The sequence below is a fragment of the Candidatus Leptovillus gracilis genome (genome assembly GCA_016716065.1).
Taxonomy (GTDB): Bacteria; Chloroflexota; Anaerolineae; order Promineifilales; family Promineifilaceae; genus Leptovillus; species Leptovillus gracilis.
In genome coordinates, this window is sequence record JADJXA010000003.1 from 132,387 (window position 1) to 155,204 (window position 22,818).

Below are 22,818 nucleotides of genomic sequence, written 5' to 3' on the forward strand. Positions count from 1 at the left end.
GAAGATACGTTTCTCCGAACAAAAATGATTTCGGTGTAAACTTTGGGTATGGCAAGAAAATTCAGAACTGCTGATTACGAAAAGACCCTGGACCTGCAAATCACCTTGCGCGATGTCCTGCCACCCGACCATTTGGCTCGCTTCATTGTCGCTGTCGTCGCCCAACTTGATTTGGGGATCATGTATAGAAAGTATAGCGAGCAGGGTGCGCCACCCTACGCCCCGGAATTGCTGTTGGGATTGTTGTTTTATGGCTATGCTACGGGCGTTTTCAGTTCGCGCAAGATTGAACGCGCCACCCATGAGGTGATTCCCTTTCGTTTCATTACCGGTGACATGCACCCCGACCATGACACGATTGCGGCTTTCCGCCAACAATTTCTGGCTGAACTGAAAGAGTTGTTTGTCCAGATACTGTTGATTGCCCAGGCGATGGGCTATTTGCAATTGGGTAACGTCAGTCTGGATGGCAGCAAAATCCATGCCGATGCGTCCAAGAGCAAAGCGGTCAGTTACCAGCGGCTGTTGGCTATCGAAGCCTATCTGCAAGCCGAAGTCGAGGAGTTGTTCACTTTGGCTGAAGTTGCCGATGGAGGACAACTGCCCGAAGAGATGAACATTCCCGATGAGATTGCCCGACGCCAGCAGCAATTGGCGCGGCTGGCCGAAGCCAAGAAGGTGCTGGAGGAACGCGCCCAGGCCCGGTATGAAGCCGAGCAAGCCGAATACGAGGCCAAGATGCAAGCCCGGGCCAAAAGCCGACCCACAGGGAAAAAGCCGCCGGGCAAACCACCGCAGCCACCCACCCAGGACCCAGAGATAAAGACCAGTACAACTTCACCGACCCCGAATCGCGCATCATGAAAAACGCCACCAACAGCGGCTTTGACCAACATTATAACGTCCAGGTAGTGGTTGACCATGACAGTCGTCTGGTAGTGGGCAATTGGTTGTGTGACCATACCAACGATAAACAGGCCGCCCTGCCAACTCTCGACACCGTACCACCAGTCGTGGGTCAGCCGAAAAGGTCAATTTGGACACCGGCTATTTCAGCGAAAACAACATCGCCAGCTTGGAAGCGCGCGGCATTGACCCCTACATCGCCACCGGTCGCAGCCCCACCATCAGGGTTGGCGTGCCTTTTCCTGGACAATCCCAACCCGCCACCCAATGATGCTTCCGTCAAAGAGCAAATGGCTTACAAACTGCAGACCACCCTCGGCAAAGCCACCTACCGTTTGCGCAAATCGACGGTTGAACCGGTTATCGGTATCATCAAGGGAAACCGGGTTTCCGTCAGTTTTCTCTGCGAGGCCTGGTTGCTGCCGGTGGCGAATGGACATTGGTTTGTCTGGCTTACAACTTGAAACGATTGCATACCTTGCAGGTTGGTTGATGGGGGCGTTATTGCCCCCTGCCTGATGCCCGAAAACGGGCTGTAAAACCGTGCAAAATTCATGGTAATGAGGCCAATATGAGTTGCAAACTGCTTGTCTTGATGCTTTGAAATCGTTATTTGTCTATCATGGGGCCTTCAGAAGATATTTTTCCGACAGCCTGCTAGAGGAAGAGTTTGAGATGACGTTCTTCCTCTAGCTCTCGCTCTAGCTCTAGCTTTTCCTCTCGCTCTAGCTCAAAACAGGGATAGATTGTGGACTTGTGGACGAGGCGGGGGCGGCGGTACGGCCGTTTGCGGCAAATGGGTGGCCGCCACCGACGCGGCGACTTCTTCTTCCGCCACCAGTTCTTCGTCCAACTCATCTGATGATACGGCGGCAGTCAATTGCGCCTGCACCCCATAGGCCGTCCAGGCGGCGTTAATCAGGTCGAGCAGCGCGTCGAAACGGCCGCTCCGGCTCACCGGCGGCTGCTCGGCTGCGCCTACGCTGACCAGCGCCAGCCGCTCGTCACGGGTCGATCCGCCAGCCACCAGGGTGACAACAATCGTCACCGCTTTGTCGGCCAATGGGTCGGCAACAGTTAATATCGGGTTCATCGCACCTCCTGAGCGAGAGGATAGAGCTAGAGCTAGAGGAAGAGGTGGAACTCATGCTCTTCTTCTAGCTCTCGCTCTCGCTCTCGCTCTCGCTCTCGCTCTCGCTCTCGCTCTCGCTCTCGCTCTCGCTCTCGCTCGCTCTCGCTCTCGCTTCTTCTCTAGCTAAACGGCCGTTCCTGATAAGCCGCAAACTGTGCCGCGCTGCCGTTCAACGGCAGGCTAAACAACTGTCCCTGCGCCCGCTGCCATTCGGCGTGCGCCCAGATAAACAGGGTAAATAGCTGCGCATCGCTCAATTCACCGCCCTGCGTCGCCAACTGCTGGCTGAACCAGTCGCTGTGGCTTTCGCTGGCCGCCAGCGGCCGGCCGGTCAGGAATTCAAAAGCGTTGCGCTCGCTGCCATGCCGGTTGGCCGCCTGGACCAGGTGCAATAGCTGCTCCTTCAACCAGGCCCGCGGTATCTCCGGCGGCGCCGGATGGGCCGGAATGAGTTCCGTCCACGGCCGGTTGGGCGCAAACTGGCGACAGACCGGTATCTGTGGCGCGTTTTTGTCGTCGGCTGCCAGCACCTTAAAAGCTACCTGGCGCGACCGCCCGGCCCAGGCGCAGTGCGGTACGCTCTCATCTTTGGTCGGGCTGGCTTCTAGCTTGTGGCGGCAGTCACCGCAGGCGGTGGCGAAGGGATGGCTGACGGCCATCTGCCCGTGCCGGGCCATGAAGTCGGCAATCCGCGCCCGCTGTTTGGCGATGGGCGAATCGGAGGGCGGCGGGGTGGGGGCAGGGCTGCCGGTGAACGGTTGACCGGTATCCGCCAACGGCCGTTGACCCTTCTCCGGCTTTGGTTTCGCGTCAACTGTTGAACCGCTGCTACCCACCATCGCCCCGCTTCCCTCTTCCTCTCGCTCTCGCTCTCGCTCTCGCTCTAGCTCTAGCTCCCGCTCTTTGGCCGCCTGCGTCTGCCACGCCTGCAGCAAATCATCGTAGCTTTTGACCCGGTAATCGCCGCCTTCGCCCACCACACCCGGATGCTGCCCCCACGCCCAGGGTACACGCACGTCGAAGTTGTCGTTGGGGGCCAGTCCGTGCAGGCAGCGTTCTCCTTCCTCACCCACCCGGCAGGGCATTCCCAATGGCCCACCCTGACCTTGCGACAGGTCATCGCGCAGTGACTGTCTGGGTAACTGCCCGATGGGACAGGTCGCACAGGAGACTTCGGTGATGAGGTACTGCACCACCTCCGACCAGTGAATCTGCCCATTGGCGAAGTAGGTCTCGCCGCCCAACGCCTGGAACCAGAGCGCCAGCTTCTCCTGCTTGCTCCACGGCTCCTCATGGACGTCGCGGAAAATGAACATCGCCGCCGCCGCGTAGGCGTCCTCCGGGTAGGCGGCCAACGCCTGCCCCCACAACTGCACCAGGGCGCGGGCAATGTTGCGCTGCGACTGGTGCTTGACCATCAGCGGCAATTGCAGGCCCGGCCATTTCTTCAGCGTGGCGGCGCACTCCTTGATAGCCTTTGCCGTGAGCTTGCCCGGCTCATTGGCCAGGATGAAGATAGCCAGACCGGTGCGCTTCGGCTCCGGCAGGTCGGCCACGGCCGTCGCTACGCTCATCGGCAGTTCCCCGGCGGCGATGCGCTGCGCCAGGTCGGGCGGGATGTCGGTCAGCGCCAGGTGGTTGCGCACATAGTGGATGTGCTGACCGCAGTTGCGCGCGATTTCTTCCGGCGTCGCGCCGGCCAGCAGCGCCTGACGGAAGCTGTGGGCCACACCCATCATGTCCGGCTGGTCGCTGCCGAAGTTGGCGCTGTGCAGCGCCAGGATTTGCGCCTTCGGACTGCCCTCGAAGAGGACAAACGGGATTTCTTCCGCCCCGTACTTGCCCAGCAGCGAGGCGATGAGCGCTTCCAGCGAACCGAGCGATTCGACAAGGGTGGCAATCATCGTCCGCGTGACCTCGATGGATAATCTCTGTGTCCGGCCGTTCGGCGGCCCAGTCGCGCAGGGCGAAGGCCAGCAGTTGGGCCATTTGCCGCCGGTGGCCGCTGATGATGTAGTAGCTATCGGCCGTCTGGCCGTTGGCGGCCGGGGTGGCGACGGGAGTCGCGACTCTCGTCGCGACGACCGGCTGCCACTGGTCCAGGCCACGTTCGTAGACCTGCAAGGTCAGGGCAGCCAGCGCTCCCAGGTCGTAGCTGGCCCGCATCTGCGCCGGGTGGGGCTTCAGGTGTTGGATGGCTGTGGTTGGCATGGAAATACTCCTTTTTGAATGCGGAATGATGAAGGGGGAATGATGAATTCCCATCTGGTGGGCGGTTGAGAAAAAGGGGGGAAGCTAGAGCTAGAGCTAGAGCAAGAGCAAGAGCAAGAGTAGGTCTCTTCCTCTTCTTCTTCCTCTTCCTCTAGCTCTAGCTCTCGCTCTAGCCCTGGCTCAATACTCATTTGGGAGCAGCGCCGTGGTGACGCTGCGGTCGGCTTCGGTAATCACCCAGAGGCGCACTGTCTCGCCATCGGCGGTGGGTACGTCGTAGGCGGAGAGGATGCGCAGCCCTTCTTTAACGGCCGTTTCATTCTGCCGCCGGTCGAAGGCATCCAATTGACCCCAATCCCCCCGGTGATGGCGGGCGATGTAGGGCGTTGGGTCAATGCCCAGCGCCGCCACCCCCGGCGTCATCACCACCTGGCCCAGAGGAAACAGCCCTGGCGTGTCCCGATTGGCTTCCTCGACCAGAGAGATGTAGAGGTAGGGCGCGCCGCTGTTGTCCGGCTGTACGTCGGCCTGGAAACGCCAGTAGCGCCGCTCCAGACCGCGGATGATGACTGTAAACTGCCGCCGGTTCGGACCCACGTCCTCGCCGCCGCGTATGCACATGCCCAACACGTCGTGCCATAACCCTTTGTAGTCGTTGGGCCAGGCGCTCGCCACCGCCCGATGCAGCAGGTCGGCCACGCCCTCGCTGGTGGTCACAGGAATCTTGAAATGCTGCCGACTGACTTCATCCAGACCCAACCACCCCAATCTGGCGTCCAGCAGCTGGCCGTCGGCCAGCAGTTCCGCCGGGCCGGGGCCGGCGTGGATGAGGACGGGGGCAGCCGTCGTTGCTGCGGACAGGGGTGGGCAGGCCGCCGGGAACGGACTGACCGTCCAGTAGAGGCCGGTCGCTGCTAACTCCACGTCCGGGGGCGTCAGCTGGACCACCTCGGCGTAGCCCAACTCCCGGCATAGGGCGTCGGCCGTTTCCAGAACACGTTGGTAGGCGGCGGCGTCCATCGGGGCGCCGGGGTACAAATAAGCGGCCACCGTATCGGCCACCGCCTGGTAGAACAGATGGGGCCGCCCGCCCAGGGCGATGGTGGGCAGAGCCGTCAGTTTTGTTTTAAGGTCGTTCATTGGTGTCTCTTGAGGTATCACAAAGCTGTGTCATGGGCGTACTCCCAGATGCTTACGTTGTCCGGCAGCGATTTCAGCAAGGGCAGCACGGCCGTGCGCGCCAGCCCACCGTTGCCGATACCGGGAAAGTTGAGGTGGATAGCACAGTCGGCATGGTAACGCGCCCACCAGGTTAAGGCGGTCACGCTCTGGGTAACCAGGGACAGGTCGGCCGGCCGCTGCCAGTGATATTTCACCTGGAAGGCCGCCAACTTCGCCGCCGGCCAGCGCTGGCTGATGAGCAGTCCGTAGAAGCCCTGGCTGCCGCAGATGGTCTGGATTTGCGCGCCCAGTGCTGCATCCAGACCGGGAAAACGCTCCCTGGCTTGCCGGGCCATGCCAAGCTGAATGATAATCCAGCCCAACACCAAACGGCCGTCAGCCGTCAGGGTGCTGTTGGTGGTAACAAGAAACAGTCCGGCCGTCTCATAGGCCGTCCACATATCACCGACCTGGAATTGGGGCATGAATTACCTCCTGGCAGTTGGTTTAATCTAGTCCATCCGATGAGGGCAAAGTGTCGCCGATAGCGCCAATGATTCGCGGCATCCGCGCCGTTAGGCGCAAACCCGCCTACAGAACAGAAGCTTGATACCCGAAAAAAAAGAGGCTGCTCCTCGTCATCGGGGAGCAGCCTACCTGCAACAACTGCCTCCGCGGGTTACTTTCCCGCGCTCGCCAACCACTCGGCAGTCGCGATGACAGCATCGCCCAATTCGGGTTCGCCTTCGTCAATGATGCCGTCTTCGGCGTCTGCCAACGTCGCGGTTATCTTTCCATGGCGGTGGTCTCCGGCGTGCTGCTTAGATGTTGGCAGCTATCGCGGATACCATCGCCGCCATCACAGGCGGTTAACAGAAGCAGGGTCACAAGCAGCAGAATAAGCACACCTGGTTTACGAGAAATCATGGGGAAGCCTCCGGAAAATAAAAAAAGGCGTGGACACGGCCGTTAACGGCCGTGCCCACGCCTGTCAGTCAGCGGGATGGTTGCAAATCTGGACGAATCTGTCCTAGAAGGGCACCTCGTCCTCTTCATACGCCGGTTCGCCCGCGCCGTGACCGTTGCCATTGCCATTCCCGTTGGCCCCGTTGCCGCCGCCCAGGAAGATGACACGGTCGGCGACTACCTCATACGACGCGCCTACAGTGCCGTCTTGCCGCGTCCACAGCCGCGGTCCGCCAGTAGCCGGGTCTGGCCGCAGCCGCCCTTCCACCAACACCTTCTGCCCTTTGCTCAGGTATTGGTTAGACGCTTCCGCCTGCTTGCCCCACACCGACACGCGCACCCAGGTCACTTCTTCCTGCATCTCGCCCGTCGTCCGGTCAGTCCAACGCCGGTTGGTCGCCAACGACAGGTTCGTCACCGCCTGGCCGTCTGGCATGTAACGCATGTCCGGGTCTTGCCCCAAATTGCCCACAATCGTCACTTTTTGGTACATGTTTCACTCTCCTTATCGCTAAAATTGGGTTGATAAACAATCTTCACCTCATCCGGCGCGATAGCGCCCTCTTCAATTGCGGATTGGCGATTGCGGATTGCGGATTGGGGAGAGGCCTCTCTTCATTCCGCAATCCGAAATCCGCAATCCGCAATTGGTACGAGTACGGCCAACACGTTGCCATCCACCGCCGTCGCCCAGGCGATGCGCCATTGGTCGTGGCGGATGGCCGCCAATTCGTGGTCGCGCTGCACGTAGCCAAAGAGGTTGCCGCGTGGCGTGCGGGTAATGACACGGTTGTCGTCGGTGACGGCCGTTGTCAGCGCCATCCCCTGGAACTTCGTTGCCGCGTAGTCGGCGATAAGTGCTTTGGCCTGTTCCCGCATGGCCGACGGTACATCGCCCATGCGGGTGTACTGCTTTGGGCCGGTGGCGTTAAGCAGATTGAGCCACGTTCCGTTGATGCGTACCGGCACGCCAGCACGCCGCGCCATCGGTTCCTCATGGTACTGGAGTACCGCCCCGGCCGTCGTCCAGACCGGTTCGCCCAGCAGCCCACTCTGCCGCAGCGCCGCCAACATCGTCTGGGCCAGACCCGGTTCACGGCCCGGACCGGACGGGTGTTTCTCGCCCAACTGCCAGAGCAGCCCATCGCGTACCGGCGCGCCTGCTTCCGGCCCGTGAATGTAGAGGTAGGCCGCCGCGCCGAGCAGGACAAACGGCCGTTGCGCCGCCGGCCACTGCGCCAGATAGGCTTCACTGGCCTGCCGCGCCGCCTGGTAGAGGGTTTCGGCAACGGCCGTATCGCCATCCTCAGCCTCGTCACCCGACCAGAAGAAGTCGTCAGCGCCGCGACCCTCGGCCAGCGCCTGCCGGATAGCCCGGCTGTAGACCTGGCGCAGCTCCTTGCCCACCGCCAGCCACTTCCGGCCTTGCTCGAACAGCGCCAGCGGCGGACACGCCTCGCACGCCAGCGCCGCCACTTCGGCCTGGTACTGCGCCTTGTGGGCTTCGATGGCCGCGCTTAAGGTGTCCAGCCAGTGGGGGTGCAGTTGACCGGCGGCCGCTGCCTGCTGCCGCGCCTCGCGCGCTGTCTGGCGCAACCAGTCTGGCAGCCGGTCGAGCAGCGTTTCCGGCAGCAGCCGGTGGGGATTGACCAGCCCGTGCTGCGCCATGCGCCGCAGGGCCATCTCGTTCCACTGCCGGACGGGGGTCAGATCCAGTCCGCTCTTGACGCTGCCGTCAATTACCGCCTCCAACGTCGCCGGAAGCTGGTCGGGCAAACGGCCGTAGACAGCTTTGCAGAGCATCATCACGTTGCAGAAGCTGCCCAGCACCCCCCGGTTGGCCGCCGCCTGTCGGATGGTGGGCGTCATGGCGGCAATGGTGTAAGCGAGATTGGTTTCTCCCGTGTCGTCTGTCGCCGCGAGCGTGCCGTATTGGGTGGCGAGGTGGTCAATGCGCGGCGGCAGCCGGTGGCTGGACATGACCGGACAGGTCAATGGGCCATCGGGCGTGGCCCAGGCGATAGGGTGGCTGGCCGCCGTCGGCCGCAAGAGGACGTATTCACCGACCTGGTTGGGGCTGCGCCAGAGGAGGAGTCTCGGCTGACGGCCGTCGCTGGCGTCGGCGAATGGGAAGACCCAGGCCGCGTCGTCGCCATCGCAGCCGCCCAATACGTCTACGATGGTCTCCAGCCAGTCGGCGTCGTTGACCCAGGCGGTAGCGCCGGCCGGGTCTAACTCGACGTGGCCGGGTGGCACATCGCGGTCGCCGACGGCCGCCGGGAAGAGGTAGTAGCGGCCGCCGGGAATGGGCAGACGCAGTTTGCTCGCCCGGCTGCCCAACCGCTTGAGATGCTGCCCAGCGGCGGCCTTGACCATGCCCGCGAACCACATCAGGCGGCCACCGCTGGCGACGTACTCGCCGACGTGCCAGTCGGCCAGGGAATCCAGCGCCTCGGCGGTGTTGGCGGTGGTCAGGCGGTCGAGGATGCTGTCTAAACGGCCGTCGCGGATGCTGGTCAGGAACAGGCTGCTCTCCATCGCCGTCCAGGCCAGCAGGTGTTCCGGCTGGAAGAACGGATAGAGGTTGATGAGGCTCTGGATGTCCAGGCTCATTTGGTCGGCGCTGTGGACGGGGTGCAGGCCGATGAAGGTCCGGGAAGCCTGCCCTGAGTCCCCCGAAGGGTCTACCAGGGACAGTTCTTGTTTGGCGCTGCCGGTTGGAAACAGGAAGTCTACGGTGAGGCTGTCTACGACGTAAACGTGCCCCTTATCCTGCCCGCCGCTGTGCAGCGTCGTCACCTCGAAGCGGTTGGCGGCGAGCAGTTCCCGCCGGTGGCGTTCGTCAAGTCCTTGTCCTGAGCCTGTCGAAGGATACAGCGCATCAGCCAGGCGCTGGATAAAGCCCCGGCTGACCTGACCGCTGCCGTCCCACAGACGGCCGTCCAACGAAGGGTTGTACTCGATGGTAATGTCGCTGTCGGCGAAAAAGCCCCAATAGCGAAACGGCCGCATGATGCGCGACAGCCGTTTGGACAGGACGTAGCCGCCCTTGTCCAGCAAGAGTTTCAGACCGGCATCGGCCAGGAAGTCGGCCGTGTCCAGCCCTGGCACGTGCAAATCCAACACCTTGTCGTCCTTCACCCAGCGAAGTGCCGGGCTGGGAGCCTGGAAAATGTCGGCAAGGGCGGCCTCGTCACTCAAGGAATGAGCAGTAATTTGCCACGCCTTATCGGCCGGCAGGAACGGATACGCTAAACCACCACGGTTATCGTCAAAACGAATGGTTGTCATCATTTTCTCCTTATGAGCTAGAGCTAGAGTAAGAAAAGAGCGGGAACAGGATTGGGAACTAGAGCAGAGCCAGAGAAAGAACCAGGACGTCACCCTGCCTCTTCCTCTCGCTCTCGCTCTAGCTTTCACTTCCTCCCCATTGGCCGGTGCGGCGCATCTCGCGCAGGGCCACGCCCCAGGCGTCGAGCGCCTGGTCGCTCTGGTGGGCTTCCCATTGTGGTTGGGTTTTGGCCGGCTTCGGGCTGCGCCGTTCGCCCGGTACGCGCTGCTGGTTGGGCTGGAGATAAATCGCTTTCTGGGGGTCTGGTTGGTTCATGAAATCCTCCTTAGCTAGAAACGCAAAGAGGCAACCCACGGTGGACTGCCTCTCTTCCTATTTATATAGAGCGCGATTACAGCAGTGGCCGAACGGCCGTTACGCTTACAGGGTGAACTCGTCGGCCGGCGCTGTCGGCGGGGTGGGGCGGTACGGCCGCTGCCACCACGCGGCCCAGCCAGATTGCCGTATCGGCTCCTCGCCCAGGCAGATGGTGTAACTGAGATGCAGCTTGCCGCCGGGCAGGGGCAGCGTCAGGCTGACGCTCGCGTCCTGGTGGTCGAGGACGAAGCAGTAGTTGGCGCTGAGGCGGAAGGGGCCGAGGCGGGCCAGGCAGGCGTCTTCGTAGGGGCTGTGGTGTTCGTCGTACCTAGACGCCCACCCGCAGGCCATCAGGCGGATGATGAGATTGAAGATTCGTTCGGTCAACATTAAGATTTTCTCCTTTCGCTGCACGATTAGAATGGGAATACAAAACGGCCGTTACCCGGTTAGCAGGCAGCGGCCGGCGCTGAGTGAAGCTGAAACAGCCGCACCCAACCACAGAATGAACAAACGCGCTAACGCACCAACAAACGCCGCGCCAGATTGCCGGCTGTGCCTGACCTTTCCCTGCCCGGTCGCACCCAGGCAATGTCGTCACCCGAAACGGCCGTCATCGCCGCGTCTTTGGCCGACTGGTTGGCATAACCGCCACGGGCGACAAACCCATCGGCGCAGTAACGCGGCCGGCGACCGGCGTGGTAGACAGTTACCCGCTCCGGCGAAATTGCGCCAGACAGGTATGCCTGGGTCTGGGCGTCTGCTCCTGGCGCGTCGCCCACGACAAACACATGACCGGCGGCTATCGCTTTATCCAGCCGCGGGTGGTAATGCCGGGTGAACTCGGCCTCGGTTAAATCTCGATGCCCGCTGACAAAAGCCACCCGCGGTAACGCCGCCGGTGACTGTGCCCGCAGCCACCGCGCCGCCACTTTGACCACATCCCCGTGACATGGTTCCGGCTTGCACCAACAGACCAGCGCCATGTCAGCGTCAATCGCTCGCAGCGCGCCCAAAACCGCTTCGTCGCCCGCCTGCATCCGCCCCCACAGCCAATGCCGGTAATCCTCCAGCGTCGCCCCTCGCTGCCCGCCGTAGTCCTTGACCTTGAATGGGTTGCCCAGGGGGGAGTGCGCCAGCCCATCAGCGGTGTTGCCTCGGCCGATGTAGACCCAACGGTCGCCAAACGCCTGGTTCAACGCCGTCACTGAGCCATACTGCTTGAAGTTGATAACCTGGCACATGGGTTACACCTCCTGCACGCCGGCTGTACACGCCGCCGAAGCGCCTGTGCTAAGCATCGCCGAAGCGCCTTTCAGCCGCCGCGTCGCTTCGGCATAGGCCAACCGGTCGCACCGCTCGTTGAGGTCATGCCCGCTGTGTCCGGCAACCCACTGCGCCGTGACCGCGTGTCGGGCTGCCGCTATCCGCACCCGCTGCACCAGGTCCAGGTTGGCTTTAGCTTTGCTGCCACTCCGGCTGCGCTCAGTGCAGTCTTTTAGAATGTTGGCTGCGTACTGGCTATCGGTGAACACGGTGACGGCGCACGGCCGTTTGAGGGCTTCCAAACCAGCTAATACGGCCGTTAGTTCCATGCGGTTGTTGGTGGTTTCGTCGGCCCCGTCCACCAGCACCTTTTCCTGGCTGCCAGCCTGCATAATCGCGCAGTAACCGCCTGGCCCAGGATTACCGCGGCAGCTGCCGTCTACGAATAAAGAAACTGCTGTCATCGTCATCTCATCTACCTCCGGTTAGATTGGGTTTGTCGGACCGGCCCAATGCCAGCCCGTTCTCACCCACCTACAGCCGTAGGCTGTTTTGTCTGGAATGACCCGAACAAGCTGCAACAAAGAGAACGAGTGCTTCGCATAGGGGTGCGTTGAGGAGACGGCAGTTGACGGCCGACAGCCACACCAGGGTGGGGGGCGTCCCGGGTCGTTTAGCAGCGATGGTGGTGACGGCCGTTCTCCGGCTCTCCGGGCAGTGGCAGGCGACGACATCGCATCCTATAATCCTCGGTTATCAGAACCTAATACGAGCCGAGGGGCAGGTGAACCATGAGGGCGACAAAGCGCGGGTCCCGGTGGACCAGCGAGATATAGATTTTTACGGGGATGGGATAACAGCCGTTATGGTGAAAGTAGACAGATGTCAGGTGGTTTATATCCCTGCCCTGTCAGCCGTTCACGGGTACAACCTGCGCCAATGATGCGGGGGTCCTACGACTGGCGCCGAGAGTAACCAAAACGCCGCCTCCCCCGTTGACAATTGACAGTTGACCATTGACCATTCCCCCCGGCCGTCATCCTACTACAACAAGGCAGACATTCATGGCTGACGAACGAGAACGGGCCGAATTACAACGTCATATCCAAGAAGCCGAGGAGCGGGCAGCGGCCGGCGGCCATCGCTTAGCTCCCTGGCGGCGCGTCAACCAAACAGGTCTTTTTGTCAGCGAAACGACCTGCACCCGCTGCGGCGAGAAGGTTCAGGCCGGCTACACAACGCTGCTGGTGGCTTTTGCCCGCGATTGTCCGGGGATGGGTGAAGGGTGAGGAACGGCCGTTGGCGGCGACGCTCGTGGAAGCCAACGATTATGATAATGGATTGCAAGGATTGTCAGACCCTCTCCCGTTAACCATTGACTATTCCCAACGGCCGTTTTCGCCGGGAGCAGTTCGACGTTTCTCTTTTCAAAGTTGGCACAGATGACGGCCGTCGGCTATCTTTGTGCCATTCAACCACAGCGCATGGAAGGTCTTATGAACGCAGAAAAAGTACATCTGGCCGAAGCGATTGACACCTGGGTGCTATCTGTCCTGAGCAATGGCGGCGGCGACGAGCAGATCCTTGAAGGGATGCACGCCTACATGGACCCCTTCAAGCAGCTGCTGGACACCTGCACCAGGCTGGAAATGACCCTGCTGGCTCAGCGTTATGATGGCTTCTACCGCTTCGCCAACTTGCTGGAACGTCTGGCCCAGGCCATCGCCGACGGCGTCATCGAGGTTCCCTCGGACGCGCCGCTGCCGGATAACCAGGACAAACCCAAGAAAGCCCGGGTGCTGAAACCCAAGCCCAAACGTCAGGCTGCCAAACAACAGCAAATCCGCCACGCGATTGACATGCTGCCTTTCTTCACCGAGATGATCCTGGGCACGCTGCAAAACACCGAGGAGCAGTATGCCTCCTTCCTGGAAGCCAGACCCAAACCCCATGTGCTGGATGACGCGATTGTTGACCGGGCGCTGCGGTTGTATCAGGCGCAGTTGGAAGACATCGCCTTGCACGAACAGCAGATGCGCTGGTGGCTGGCCGAGCCTTTGACCGAAGCGCAGCGCTTCCAGGTCAACGATTTGCTCACCAAACTGGCGGTGCTGCGGGATCTCAATCTGGCGATCCTCGACTTGTTGGCCGAGTTGAAACAGGGCACGATTGACCGGATTTTGGCAATGGACGATGAAGAACTTGGCCGGCACGTCTTGCGCAGGGAATTCGGCGATTGGCCGGATACAGAGTAAGTCCCATCGGCTTATCAGGAGCGTCGGCCGCCGGTTGGTTTACAGCAGAGGTTCTGCCCGTTCCCAACATGACCCAACAAGCAAAGCGAGTGACCCTTTTTGATGCCTGGGCGGCGCAGTATGATACGGCCGTCGCCGCCGGCGGCCAGGATTTCCCCTTCGTCGGTTATGGTGAGGTGTTGGACACGGCCATCCGCACCGCCGGGGCACGGCCGTCGCCCGCAAAGGCCGGCGTTTTGTGTAAGAACTTACCGTCACCGTTTGTTCGCTGACTTTTACTGGAACGAAGGAACTGCCATGATGCCTGACCCCATTCCCAACGACCTCCTTAACTGGCTGTTGGCGGGCGATGTCGCCATTCAATACCAGGTTTACCGCGATCTACTGGATGAAGATCGCCCCGATTTACGCGCCCGCATCGCCACCGAAGGGTGGGGGGCACAATTCCTGGTCGCTCGCCAGCCAGCAGGCCATTGGGGCCGGGGATTTTACCAACCGAAGTGGATTTCGACCCATTACACGCTGCTTGACCTGAAGCATCTCGGTATCGAACCTGACCAGGCGACAATCCGCGCCAGCATCAGCCATATCCTGGCGCACCACAAATCGGCCGATGGCGGCGTCAACCCGGCAAAAACTATTGAAAACAGTGACATCTGCGTCAACGGCATGTTCCTCAACTACGCTGCCTACTTCAGGATGCCGGCCGAGTCGCTCCACGCCATCGTGGACTTCTTGATTGGGGCACAAATGACTGATGGCGGCTTTAACTGCCAGTCTAACCAGCAGGGGGCCGTTCACAGTTCACTGCATTCAACCCTCTCGGTACTTGAGGGGATTGCTGAGTATCTGGCCCAGGGGTATCCGTATCGCGCCGCCGAGTTGGGGAGCATTGCCCGTCAGGCACAGGAATTCATTCTACTGCACCGGCTGTACCGCTCCGACCGCACCGGCGCGGTTATCAACCCCCGCTTTCTTATGCTATCCTACCCGTCGCGCTGGTTTTACGACACCCTGCGGGCGCTGGATTATTTTCGGAGCGTCGGTGCGGCTTACGATCCCCGGATGCAGGATGCGCTGGATGTCTTGCGGCAAAAACGGCGCAAAGATGGAACCTGGTCCCTCCAGGCCAAACATTCCGGCCAGACCCATTTCGACATGGAAAGCCCCGGTCAGCCCAGTCGTTGGAATACGCTGCGGGCGCTGCGCGTGTTGCGGCACTTTGGCTTTACGGCCAGCAGTCAGACTGTCTTGTAACCGGGGGTAAGGGTGAATTGGCGCTTATCGAGTTCGGTGCACTTACCTTACTGTTGTTTTTTGATACGGCCGTGCAAAAACCTCCGGCAGATTATCCAACTGTTTGTACTGGGGTTGGGCATAGGCCAACCGTTTACTGGTGCGTAAACCGGCAGCCGCCACTCCTTCCAACAACTTCAGGGCGCTGACCACGCCATCTACGACCGGGACGTGCAAGACGGCAGTAACTTTTTTGTCCAGTCCGGCCATGCCGGCGCAGCCCAGGCAAATCACGTCGGCGCCGTCTTGTTCAACGGCCATGCGCGCAGCCTGAATGATGAGCGCGTCGGTGTGTTCGGGCACGGCCGTTTCTAATGTCAGCACCGCCATGCCCGTCGAACGCACCGACGCGCACCGCTGCGCCAGCCCGTAATGGCGCACCGCATCGCTTAATAGTGGTTCCCACTCCCGGTTGGTCGTCACTACACTGAACTTGTGACCCAGCATACACGCCGTTAGCATAGACGCTTCGGCGATGCCCATCACCGGCTTGTCGGTGATTTCCCGTAGTGCATAAATGGTCGGGTGGTCACTGTAGCAAGCGATTACCAGTGCGTCGAAATCATCCAGATGTGTAATAGCTACTTCCAGTGTACCGGCAGCGCTGAGCAGTTCGTCGTAGATGCACTCGATGGAGCGTGGACCGGCCGTCGGATTCAGGGCAACCACTTCGGTGGTAGGCAAGGCATGTTGTTCGGCGATGGTCTGAATTTTGGCTGTGAAGCTGGCCGATGTGTTGGGGTTGATGAATAGAATTCGCATAACTTTCACAATCTTCGGTTGGCTAACAAAAAGAATCTAACCGCGGAGAACGCGGGAGCGCGGAGGTTATGCCAGAGAACATCTCCGCGTCCTCCGCGCTCTCCGCGGTAAAAATCTCAACTTACAAGCCCAGGTAGGCGCGGCGCACGTGGTCGTTGGCCAGCATTTCTGCGCCGGGACCTTCCAGGGCGATACGGCCGTTTTCCAGCACAAACGCCCGGTTAGAAATCTCGCACGACAGACGCACGTTCTGCTCCACCAGCAGCACCGTCACGCCCAGCTCTTTGTTGATTTGCTGCGTCAGGGCAAACACCTGCTGCACCAGCTTCGGCGAAAGACCCAACGACGGTTCGTCCATCATCAGCAGCGTCGGCCCGGCCATCAGCCCCCGGCCTATCGCCAACATTTGCTGTTCCCCGCCAGACAGTGTACCAGCCGACTGCTTCTGGCGCTCTTTTAACCGTGGAAACATCACATACACCGACTCCAACCGCTGGGCGATGGTCTCCTTGCTTTTGGTAAGGAAAGCGCCCATCTTTAAGTTTTCAAGCACCGACATATCAGGAAAGAGCAATCGCCCTTCGGGAACCTGTACGACGCCAGCGCCGACCGTTTTATTGGGCGCTTGTTCACTGATGGTCTTGTCCTGAAAATGGATAGAGCCTTTCCGCGGCTTCAAGACGCCGGAAATTGCCCGCAGCAAGGTCGTCTTACCTGCGCCATTTGCGCCAATCACCGCGACCAGTTCGCCTTGTGCAATGTCCAGAGAAACGTCATACAAAACCTGAACGTCGCCATATGCCACGTCAATGTTTTTAACCCGTAACATCCACGACCTCCTCGCCCAGGTAAGCGTCAATCACCGCTTTGTCGCGCACAACTTGCTGCGGCTCACCCTGCGCAATCATCTCGCCATGATGGATGACGACGATACGATCCGCCAGAGACATAATGACGCGCATCACGTGCTCCACTAGCAGCAAGGCAATATTTTGTTGGCTAATCTGACGCACCAACTCGATCATCATGTCGGTTTCAACCGGCCGCAGCCCGGCCATGGCCTCGTCCAGCAGGATCATCTTGGGTTCGGTCGCCAGCGCTTTGGCGATTTCCAGCCGTTTACGACCAACGACAGAGAGGCTGCCCGCCAATTGTCCAGCCATATCCGTCATGTCCAGGAACTTGATCACGTCTTGCGCCCGTTGGCGGGCTTCTTGTTTGTCGTTGGTCCGATTGTAGGCTCCTACAATGACGTTATCTAGCACGCTGAGCTGCGGGAAGGGCTTGACCACCTGGAACGTGCGCGCCAATCCCAATTTGCAGATTTGATCCGGCCGGCGACCGGTGACGTCGTGCCCATCAAATACAACCCGGCCTTCATCCGGCCGGTAATAGCCAGAGATCATATTAAAGGCGGTGGTTTTGCCCGCGCCGTTGGGGCCAATCATGCCCAGAATCTCGCCATTTTCCACGTTCAGGCTCAGATTATGCACGGCTACCAACCCGCCAAATCGTTTGGTGATATTTTCAACTGTGAGAATACTCATCTCTTTTTTTTCCAGAGTGGTTTATCAAAGATTACACAGATTACACAGACTAAAGGTGACGATAGTATTTTTACTCGCTTTACGGATTACGGTCTACGGCTTACGGATTACGGCCGTCTACAAACCGCTGCCGTAAGCGCAAATACAGGCTGTGAAACACGCCAGTCACGCCGCGGGGCATGAACAAAATAGCGACTATCAGAAATGCGCCGTAGACGATGAGCGTTGTGCCGCTGCGTCCGGCCGACAGCGTACCGCGAATAAACTCGGCCAGCGGCTTGTTGAGGATACCGCCCAGCACCGGCCCGGCAAGACTGCCCAATCCGCCGATAATCGGCGCGGCCATGATGATTTCCACATTCAGCCCCAGATCAAATACCTGCGGTGGCTCCACAAAAGTGACATACATCACGTAAAAACCACCGCCAATCCCGGCCATCGCCGCGCCGATGACCAGCGCCAGCGTCTTGTAAAGCGAAGTATTGACGCCCAACGCGGCGGCGGCCGCTTCGTCCTCCCGAATCGCCATGAAGTATTTGCCCATCTTGGACTGGTAAATGAGGTACTGAACGATGACGCCCAGGAGGGTCAGACTCAAGGCAATGTAAAGGTAAGGCGTTTTGGAGTCAAAGATCATCTTGCTAAAGCCGGGGTCGCTCAGCGACAGCCCCATGCCCACCGCGCCGCCAACAAAGTCCCACTTGAGGAACAAGGTCTTCATCGCCACCATTAAGGCAATGGTGAACAGGGCGAAATAGTCCATTTTTAATCCGTAGCGCATGGTGATGAAGGCCACAGCCAGTCCCAACAATGCGGCCGTGACGCCGCTGAGCCAGATACCAATCCAGGGCGAGACGCCATACGTGTCGTACAACACGATGGTTGTGTATGCGCCCACCGCCAGAAAGATGATGTGGGCGATGAGCAATTGCCCGGCAAAACCAGCGACGATATTCCAGGAGATGCCGGTGAAGATGTACAGCGTGGTCAGGATGACGATGCCCATGTAGTAGGGGGACTTGATGAAGAGCGGGGCAAGGGCTATCAAGCCCAGAATAACAAAACTGATCAACAATTGGGTTTTATCCCAATCGAGTAAGATGCGGCGCAGTCCCAGGCGGCTGCCGTGAGGGGAAATGGGCGTGGTGGTCATAAGCCTTTTTTGCCTCCAAAGAGACCGGTCGGTTTGAAAAGCAAGATCAGGATGAAGACGAGCATACTGGCGATAATTTTGACGTCGCCGCCTAGATAGAAACCGGCGAAGGCTTCGACAATGCCAATGATGAGACCGCCGACAAAAGCGCCGATGAAGTTGCCCATAGTGCCTAATACGACGACGACAAAGGCGACGACGGAGAAGCTCTGACCAACGGTGGGGATCATGCGGTAGTTGGGGGTTAGCAGCACGCCGCCGATGGCAGTAACGGCCGCTCCCAACCCAAATGTCAGCCAATAGATATATTTCACGTTGATACCCATCAGCAACGCCGCCGGACGCGACTGCGACACGGCGCGGATGGCTGTGCCAGTGCGCGTTTTCTGCAAAAATAGATAGAGCAGCAGCGAGCTGACCATGGCTGAAAAGAAGGCTATCGTGCGCGGGATGCTGAAGCGTAAGCCTTTGATGGTGAAAACGGCCGTTTCATACGGCACACGCACCACCTTCGGTTCGGCCGTTAAAAAGAACTGCACCAGGCCAATGATCAGCGTCGAGACGCCAAGCAGCAGAATAATCTGGTTCAGTGGATGCGCATCCAACACCCGCTGCACCAGTCCCGCCTGAATCAATGCGCCCAGCGCAAAGACCAACAAGGCAGCAATCGGTATAGACAGATACGGATCCAGGCCAAACAAGGTAAACGCGCCATACGCCACATACATCCCCAACATCAAGAACTCGCCATGTGCAAAATTGAGGATGATCATCACGCCATAAATCAACGTCAGACCGATAGCTACCAACGCATAAATTGCCCCGGTAAACAAACCATTCACGATGGTTTGGAAAAATATCTCCAGGCTCATGAAATACCTCCGCGGAAAGTAGTCTCAACGACTCAAGAGGAATTGGCGGAAGCCCTGCAAGGCCGTCGCCAGCACCAATACTGCACCCTGCATTGCATATTGCCAATGAATGGACAGACCTAAGACAACCACCAGATTCAACAACATCACCAGCAAGGCCACGCCAGCCGCCGTGCCAAATAAATTACCCTTTCCCCCGGAAAACGTCGTACCGCCGACAACGGCCGCGGCAATCGAATTCATGTTATAGTCCGCGCCGAGACGCAAATCTACATACCCAATATAACCGCTTAACAACAAACCGCCTAAGATGGCAAACACCGAGCACACTACGTGCGCGCCAATTAAAACCAAATCTACGTTGATACCGGCATATCGCGCTGCCCCTGGATTGCCGCCCACCGCATACACCCAACGGCCGATGCGCGTATACCGCAGCGTAAAAATCACAATCGCATTGATTACTAGCCAGACGACCAGTGCGGCCGGCACAGGCCCTAACGGTTCAATGCTAATGGCCCGCAGCAAACCCGGCACAGTGCCGCTGGCTTGCCCTTTGGTATACGCCAGACGCGCCCCTTGCACGAACACCAACATGCCAAACGTCGCCACAAAGGGCGGCACGTGTCGTTTGGCGACCAGGAAGCCATTCGCCAGCCCAATCAACGCCGCTACGCCCAACGCTTGCAGCAGCGAGACACCAATCGAATTACCGGCCTCCGTTTGCACCACAATGACTGCGCCCAACGCCAATACCGCGCTCACCGACATATCAATCGAACGATTCAATAACACCAACGTCTGACCAATAGCTACCACACCCAAGACAGCGATCTGAATAGATACCGACCTCAGATTCGCTGGGTTAAAAAAGGCAGGGGCAAACACGGCCGCGACAATCAGCACCAATACAATCACAATTGGCGCCGCCCATTGGCCCGCCAGGTCTATGCCCCGCACAAAACGCGGCGAAGGGCGAAAGCTCGAAAACCTACCTGATCCCACTGATTTTATGGCTATGGCTTTCATGACGATCCCAATGATTTTGTCTTATACGCCGCTACGGCAACTAGAACAATCGCGCCCAACAGCAGTTGTTGGTAAAAAATGTTGACTTGCATCAAATTGAAGAAATTCGACAGTAGCGTCAGCAGCAGCACGCCGCCTAATGTCCCCAGAACGGAACCTCGGCCGCCATACAGGCTGATGCCGCCCACAGCCGCGGCGACAATGGACTGAAATGTCATACCCTCGGCCGCGCTGGGGTCGCCTACGCCGGTCCGCGAAAGCAAAAACAATCCGGCCAGCGCCGCAAAAACCGAACTCAGTACATATGCCATCATCACTGTCCGGTTCACGCGAATAGCCGATAGTCTGGCGATACGTTCCGAACCGCCTACCGCGTAGATATTACGGCCCAGGCGCGAGCGGGTGGTAAACAACCAGACGCAATACCAGACTAACCCCATCACAATGACGTTCACCGGCACAATGCCGATCTTGGCATCATAAACGGCCAGATAGGCATCGGGAATGCCACGAATGGGCGTAGTGGAGATAGCTAAATTGATACCACGCAGGATGAAGGCGATACCAAAGGTGATGATGAAGGGTACAGCGTGGGTGCGGGTAATTAATAGGCCATTCAATCCGCCCAGCACGGCGCCCATCAGAACTCCCAGGATGACGAGCGGCACTATCAGGGCCGGATTACCGGCGTTGGCAGCAAAAATCGTCGCCACTACCAGTCCCACCAACCGGGCGACCATTTCAGTGGAGATGTCCATACCGCCGGTCAACAACACCAGGCTTTGCCCAATCGCCAGCAGCCCCAAGACGATGGATTGGCGCAGGATATTGAGGAGATTAGAAGCCGTCAGGAATCTATCAGAATAGATGGATGCGGTTCCGGCCAGGAGGATAATGAAGCCATAAATCAACAGTACCGGGCCATTATTGCGCAAAAATGTCGCCAATTTTTGTGAACGCAAGCTGTGAGTAGTGATGCGGGCTTCTTTATAGGTCATGCTCATGGTTCGCTTTGCTCCTGCGATACGCTTTGCGCTTCTGGTGACGCGAAACCATTGGAGCCGTTGGTGGCCGTCGCCAGGCGCATGATTCTTTCTTCAGTGGCCTCTGCCCGCGTCAGTTCTCCGGCAATCCGTCCTTCGTGTAGCACCACAATGCGATCGCTCATACCCAACAGTTCTGGCAAGTCTGACGAAGCCATGATAATTCCCACACCCTGCTGTGACAGATCACGCATTCGGGCATAAATTTCCGCTTTGGCGCCCACATCTATGCCACGCGTTGGCTCGTCAAAAACGATCACTTTGGGGCGTGCCATCAACCATTTTGCCAGTACGACTTTTTGTTGATTGCCACCGCTGAGGTTCCCGGCAGCTTGTTCAGGATCGGCCGGTTTTACTTGCAAATCGTTGATGGCGGTGACGACCGGGTCCCATTCATTACGTTTGAAGATCATGCGCCAGCGCTCAAGCTGGGGCAGGTTGGGTAAGGTAATGTTGAAACGCACGCTCTGATCCAGAATTAGACCAAAGGATTTGCGGTCTTCGGGAATTAGTACCACGCCGGCGCGGGCTGCCCAGGCGGTAGTCATGCGGGCCGGCTGACCGAAATAGAGCACTTCTCCAGAGTTGATTCTTGCCAGACCGACGAGGGCGCGGGCAATGGTGGTACGACCGCTACCGCCTAAACCTGCCAGACCCACGATTTCCCCTTTTCGCACTTGAAAACTGACGTTAAAGACACTGTTTTCGATGCTTAGATCGCGTATGTCTAGCAGCACATCGCCGGTTTCGTGGTGGAACGGGGGGTACATGTCCGTTAGCTCACGGCCGACCATCAGGCGGATGAGTTCGGCATCGTTGGTTTCGGTGATGTTTTGCGTGCCCATGCTTTGGCCGTCTTTGAGGACGGTGACGCGGTCGGCCAGTTCAAAAATCTCGTTGAGACGGTGGGAGATGTAGACGATGCTGTGACCTTGTTCACGCAACGCTTTGATAACTTCATAGAGCCGCTCTACGTCGCGGCTGGGCAGTACGGCCGATGGCTCGTCCATGATGAGGATGCGGGCATTGAGAGCCAGTGCTTTGGCTATTTCCACAATCTGCTGCTCGCCGACGGTGAGGTTTCTGACCAGTTCGTTAGGGTTGACGTGTTTGTGAGCGCCCAGGCGTTCCAGTAATTCATAGGCTTGGTGGGTGCGCACTGCCGTATCAATCAGCCCGGAGCGCTTTGTGGGTGGTCGGGACAGGAAAATGTTTTCCGCCGCCGACATATCGGGCAGTAGATTAAACTCCTGGTAGACGACGCCCACGCCCAATTGGCGCGCCTGCTGCGGCGTTAGTCCTTCGTATGCAACGCCGCCAATGGTGATGCTTCCGGCGTCGGGCACGTAGGCGCCGGTGATGGTTTTGATGAGAGTAGATTTGCCAGCGCCATTTTCCCCCACCAGGGCATGGACTTCGCCAGCCCGCAGATCGAAGGAAACACCCGATAGGGCATAGATGCCACCGAATCGCTTGTGGATTCCCTGGAGGGACAGTACGGTCTGTGGGGAATCAATGGGAGTGGGAACTGTCATGTTATCCTCGATTGGGCTAACATAAAGTCTATAAT

At 59.0% G+C, this 22,818-nt stretch carries 25 protein-coding genes and 1 pseudogene; 7 read left to right on the top strand and 19 right to left on the bottom strand.

What is annotated here, in order from left to right:
* Positions 1-48: 48 nt before the first annotated feature.
* Positions 49-1,399: pseudogene (locus tag IPM39_09460) on the top strand (transposase).
* A gap of 237 nt (positions 1,400-1,636) precedes the next feature.
* Here the strand turns inward: IPM39_09460 and IPM39_09465 are convergent.
* Positions 1,637-1,999, bottom strand: coding sequence for a hypothetical protein (locus IPM39_09465; GenBank protein MBK8986293.1), 363 nt, complete (start codon positions 1,997-1,999; stop codon positions 1,637-1,639).
* A 158-nt stretch (positions 2,000-2,157) separates the two neighbouring features.
* The gene (locus IPM39_09470; protein ID MBK8986294.1) at positions 2,158-3,942 is read right to left on the bottom strand and encodes a hypothetical protein; all 1,785 of its coding nucleotides are present in this window, start codon (positions 3,940-3,942) and stop codon (positions 2,158-2,160) included.
* A 16-nt stretch (positions 3,943-3,958) separates the two neighbouring features.
* On the opposite strand from IPM39_09470, the gene IPM39_09475 reads away from it, so the two are divergent.
* Positions 3,959-4,267: a hypothetical protein gene (locus tag IPM39_09475; protein MBK8986295.1), complete on the top strand. Its 309-nt coding sequence runs from the start codon at positions 3,959-3,961 to the stop codon at positions 4,265-4,267.
* A gap of 162 nt (positions 4,268-4,429) precedes the next feature.
* Here the strand turns inward: IPM39_09475 and IPM39_09480 are convergent, their stop codons facing one another.
* From IPM39_09480 to IPM39_09520, 9 genes are all read right to left on the bottom strand, one after another.
* Positions 4,430-4,735, bottom strand: a complete 306-nt coding sequence (locus tag IPM39_09480) for a hypothetical protein (protein MBK8986296.1) — start codon at positions 4,733-4,735, stop codon at positions 4,430-4,432.
* Between the two features lie 671 nt (positions 4,736-5,406).
* Positions 5,407-5,895 (bottom strand): hypothetical protein, encoded by a 489-nt coding sequence (locus tag IPM39_09485; protein ID MBK8986297.1) that lies wholly within the window; start codon positions 5,893-5,895, stop codon positions 5,407-5,409.
* Between the two features lie 301 nt (positions 5,896-6,196).
* Positions 6,197-6,337, bottom strand: coding sequence for a hypothetical protein (locus tag IPM39_09490; GenBank protein ID MBK8986298.1), 141 nt, complete (start codon positions 6,335-6,337; stop codon positions 6,197-6,199).
* A 103-nt stretch (positions 6,338-6,440) separates the two neighbouring features.
* A complete protein-coding gene (gene ssb, locus IPM39_09495) occupies positions 6,441-6,869 on the bottom strand; it encodes a single-stranded DNA-binding protein (GenBank protein ID MBK8986299.1) in 429 nt (142 codons plus the stop codon).
* Positions 6,870-6,991: 122 nt separating this feature from the next.
* Entirely contained in the window at positions 6,992-9,670 is a 2,679-nt protein-coding gene (locus IPM39_09500; protein MBK8986300.1) for a hypothetical protein, read from the bottom strand.
* 115 nt (positions 9,671-9,785) lie between these two features.
* Positions 9,786-9,983, bottom strand: a complete 198-nt coding sequence (locus IPM39_09505) for a hypothetical protein (protein ID MBK8986301.1) — start codon at positions 9,981-9,983, stop codon at positions 9,786-9,788.
* Positions 9,984-10,088: 105 nt separating this feature from the next.
* A complete protein-coding gene (locus tag IPM39_09510; GenBank protein MBK8986302.1) occupies positions 10,089-10,415 on the bottom strand; it encodes a hypothetical protein in 327 nt (108 codons plus the stop codon).
* 128 nt (positions 10,416-10,543) lie between these two features.
* Positions 10,544-11,269: a DUF4326 domain-containing protein gene (locus IPM39_09515; GenBank protein MBK8986303.1), complete on the bottom strand. Its 726-nt coding sequence runs from the start codon at positions 11,267-11,269 to the stop codon at positions 10,544-10,546.
* Between the two features lie 3 nt (positions 11,270-11,272).
* Positions 11,273-11,761: a ribonuclease HI gene (locus tag IPM39_09520; protein MBK8986304.1), complete on the bottom strand. Its 489-nt coding sequence runs from the start codon at positions 11,759-11,761 to the stop codon at positions 11,273-11,275.
* Between the two features lie 158 nt (positions 11,762-11,919).
* Here IPM39_09520 and IPM39_09525 point away from each other — a divergent pair, with 158 nt between their 5' ends.
* From IPM39_09525 to IPM39_09545, 5 genes are all read left to right on the top strand, one after another.
* Positions 11,920-12,234, top strand: coding sequence for a hypothetical protein (locus tag IPM39_09525; GenBank protein ID MBK8986305.1), 315 nt, complete (start codon positions 11,920-11,922; stop codon positions 12,232-12,234).
* A gap of 121 nt (positions 12,235-12,355) precedes the next feature.
* Positions 12,356-12,580, top strand: a complete 225-nt coding sequence (locus IPM39_09530) for a hypothetical protein (GenBank protein ID MBK8986306.1) — start codon at positions 12,356-12,358, stop codon at positions 12,578-12,580.
* Between the two features lie 207 nt (positions 12,581-12,787).
* Positions 12,788-13,546, top strand: coding sequence for a hypothetical protein (locus IPM39_09535; GenBank protein ID MBK8986307.1), 759 nt, complete (start codon positions 12,788-12,790; stop codon positions 13,544-13,546).
* A 68-nt stretch (positions 13,547-13,614) separates the two neighbouring features.
* Entirely contained in the window at positions 13,615-13,818 is a 204-nt protein-coding gene (locus IPM39_09540) for a hypothetical protein (protein MBK8986308.1), read from the top strand.
* A 28-nt stretch (positions 13,819-13,846) separates the two neighbouring features.
* Entirely contained in the window at positions 13,847-14,803 is a 957-nt protein-coding gene (locus tag IPM39_09545) for a hypothetical protein (GenBank protein MBK8986309.1), read from the top strand.
* A 42-nt stretch (positions 14,804-14,845) separates the two neighbouring features.
* Here the strand turns inward: IPM39_09545 and IPM39_09550 are convergent, their stop codons facing one another.
* From IPM39_09550 to IPM39_09585, 8 genes are all read right to left on the bottom strand, one after another.
* Positions 14,846-15,604, bottom strand: a complete 759-nt coding sequence (locus IPM39_09550) for an aspartate/glutamate racemase family protein (GenBank protein ID MBK8986310.1) — start codon at positions 15,602-15,604, stop codon at positions 14,846-14,848.
* A gap of 121 nt (positions 15,605-15,725) precedes the next feature.
* On the bottom strand, positions 15,726-16,433 hold the full coding sequence (locus tag IPM39_09555) for an ABC transporter ATP-binding protein (protein MBK8986311.1): 708 nt from the start codon (positions 16,431-16,433) through the stop codon (positions 15,726-15,728).
* Positions 16,420-17,151 (bottom strand): ABC transporter ATP-binding protein, encoded by a 732-nt coding sequence (locus IPM39_09560; protein ID MBK8986312.1) that lies wholly within the window; start codon positions 17,149-17,151, stop codon positions 16,420-16,422. Before IPM39_09560 ends, IPM39_09555 begins: the two co-directional genes overlap by 14 nt.
* 100 nt (positions 17,152-17,251) lie before the next feature.
* The gene (locus IPM39_09565; protein ID MBK8986313.1) at positions 17,252-18,304 is read right to left on the bottom strand and encodes a branched-chain amino acid ABC transporter permease; all 1,053 of its coding nucleotides are present in this window, start codon (positions 18,302-18,304) and stop codon (positions 17,252-17,254) included.
* Positions 18,301-19,176 carry a branched-chain amino acid ABC transporter permease gene (locus IPM39_09570; GenBank protein MBK8986314.1) on the bottom strand — a complete coding sequence of 292 codons (876 nt, stop codon included), beginning with the start codon at positions 19,174-19,176 and terminating at the stop codon, positions 18,301-18,303. Before IPM39_09570 ends, IPM39_09565 begins: the two co-directional genes overlap by 4 nt.
* A 24-nt stretch (positions 19,177-19,200) precedes the next feature.
* Positions 19,201-20,136: an ABC transporter permease gene (locus IPM39_09575; protein MBK8986315.1), complete on the bottom strand. Its 936-nt coding sequence runs from the start codon at positions 20,134-20,136 to the stop codon at positions 19,201-19,203.
* A 65-nt stretch (positions 20,137-20,201) separates the two neighbouring features.
* The gene (locus IPM39_09580; GenBank protein MBK8986316.1) at positions 20,202-21,209 is read right to left on the bottom strand and encodes an ABC transporter permease; all 1,008 of its coding nucleotides are present in this window, start codon (positions 21,207-21,209) and stop codon (positions 20,202-20,204) included.
* Entirely contained in the window at positions 21,206-22,783 is a 1,578-nt protein-coding gene (locus IPM39_09585) for a sugar ABC transporter ATP-binding protein (GenBank protein ID MBK8986317.1), read from the bottom strand. Before IPM39_09585 ends, IPM39_09580 begins: the two co-directional genes overlap by 4 nt.
* Between the last annotated feature and the right edge of the window lie 35 nt (positions 22,784-22,818).

Coding starts and splice junctions, on each gene's coding strand:
- IPM39_09465 (MBK8986293.1), bottom strand. CDS start 1,999: ATGAACCCGATATTAACTGTTGCCGACCCATTGGCCGACAAAGCGGTG.
- IPM39_09470 (MBK8986294.1), bottom strand. CDS start 3,942: ATGATTGCCACCCTTGTCGAATCGCTCGGTTCGCTGGAAGCGCTCATC.
- IPM39_09475 (MBK8986295.1), top strand. CDS start 3,959: ATGGATAATCTCTGTGTCCGGCCGTTCGGCGGCCCAGTCGCGCAGGGC.
- IPM39_09485 (MBK8986297.1), bottom strand. CDS start 5,895: ATGCCCCAATTCCAGGTCGGTGATATGTGGACGGCCTATGAGACGGCC.
- IPM39_09490 (MBK8986298.1), bottom strand. CDS start 6,337: ATGATTTCTCGTAAACCAGGTGTGCTTATTCTGCTGCTTGTGACCCTG.
- ssb (MBK8986299.1), bottom strand. CDS start 6,869: ATGTACCAAAAAGTGACGATTGTGGGCAATTTGGGGCAAGACCCGGAC.
- IPM39_09500 (MBK8986300.1), bottom strand. CDS start 9,670: ATGATGACAACCATTCGTTTTGACGATAACCGTGGTGGTTTAGCGTAT.
- IPM39_09505 (MBK8986301.1), bottom strand. CDS start 9,983: ATGAACCAACCAGACCCCCAGAAAGCGATTTATCTCCAGCCCAACCAG.
- IPM39_09510 (MBK8986302.1), bottom strand. CDS start 10,415: ATGTTGACCGAACGAATCTTCAATCTCATCATCCGCCTGATGGCCTGC.
- IPM39_09515 (MBK8986303.1), bottom strand. CDS start 11,269: ATGTGCCAGGTTATCAACTTCAAGCAGTATGGCTCAGTGACGGCGTTG.
- IPM39_09520 (MBK8986304.1), bottom strand. CDS start 11,761: ATGACGATGACAGCAGTTTCTTTATTCGTAGACGGCAGCTGCCGCGGT.
- IPM39_09530 (MBK8986306.1), top strand. CDS start 12,356: ATGGCTGACGAACGAGAACGGGCCGAATTACAACGTCATATCCAAGAA.
- IPM39_09535 (MBK8986307.1), top strand. CDS start 12,788: ATGAACGCAGAAAAAGTACATCTGGCCGAAGCGATTGACACCTGGGTG.
- IPM39_09540 (MBK8986308.1), top strand. CDS start 13,615: ATGACCCAACAAGCAAAGCGAGTGACCCTTTTTGATGCCTGGGCGGCG.
- IPM39_09545 (MBK8986309.1), top strand. CDS start 13,847: ATGCCTGACCCCATTCCCAACGACCTCCTTAACTGGCTGTTGGCGGGC.
- IPM39_09550 (MBK8986310.1), bottom strand. CDS start 15,604: ATGCGAATTCTATTCATCAACCCCAACACATCGGCCAGCTTCACAGCC.
- IPM39_09555 (MBK8986311.1), bottom strand. CDS start 16,433: ATGTTACGGGTTAAAAACATTGACGTGGCATATGGCGACGTTCAGGTT.
- IPM39_09560 (MBK8986312.1), bottom strand. CDS start 17,151: ATGAGTATTCTCACAGTTGAAAATATCACCAAACGATTTGGCGGGTTG.
- IPM39_09565 (MBK8986313.1), bottom strand. CDS start 18,304: ATGACCACCACGCCCATTTCCCCTCACGGCAGCCGCCTGGGACTGCGC.
- IPM39_09570 (MBK8986314.1), bottom strand. CDS start 19,176: ATGAGCCTGGAGATATTTTTCCAAACCATCGTGAATGGTTTGTTTACC.
- IPM39_09580 (MBK8986316.1), bottom strand. CDS start 21,209: ATGAGCATGACCTATAAAGAAGCCCGCATCACTACTCACAGCTTGCGT.
- IPM39_09585 (MBK8986317.1), bottom strand. CDS start 22,783: ATGACAGTTCCCACTCCCATTGATTCCCCACAGACCGTACTGTCCCTC.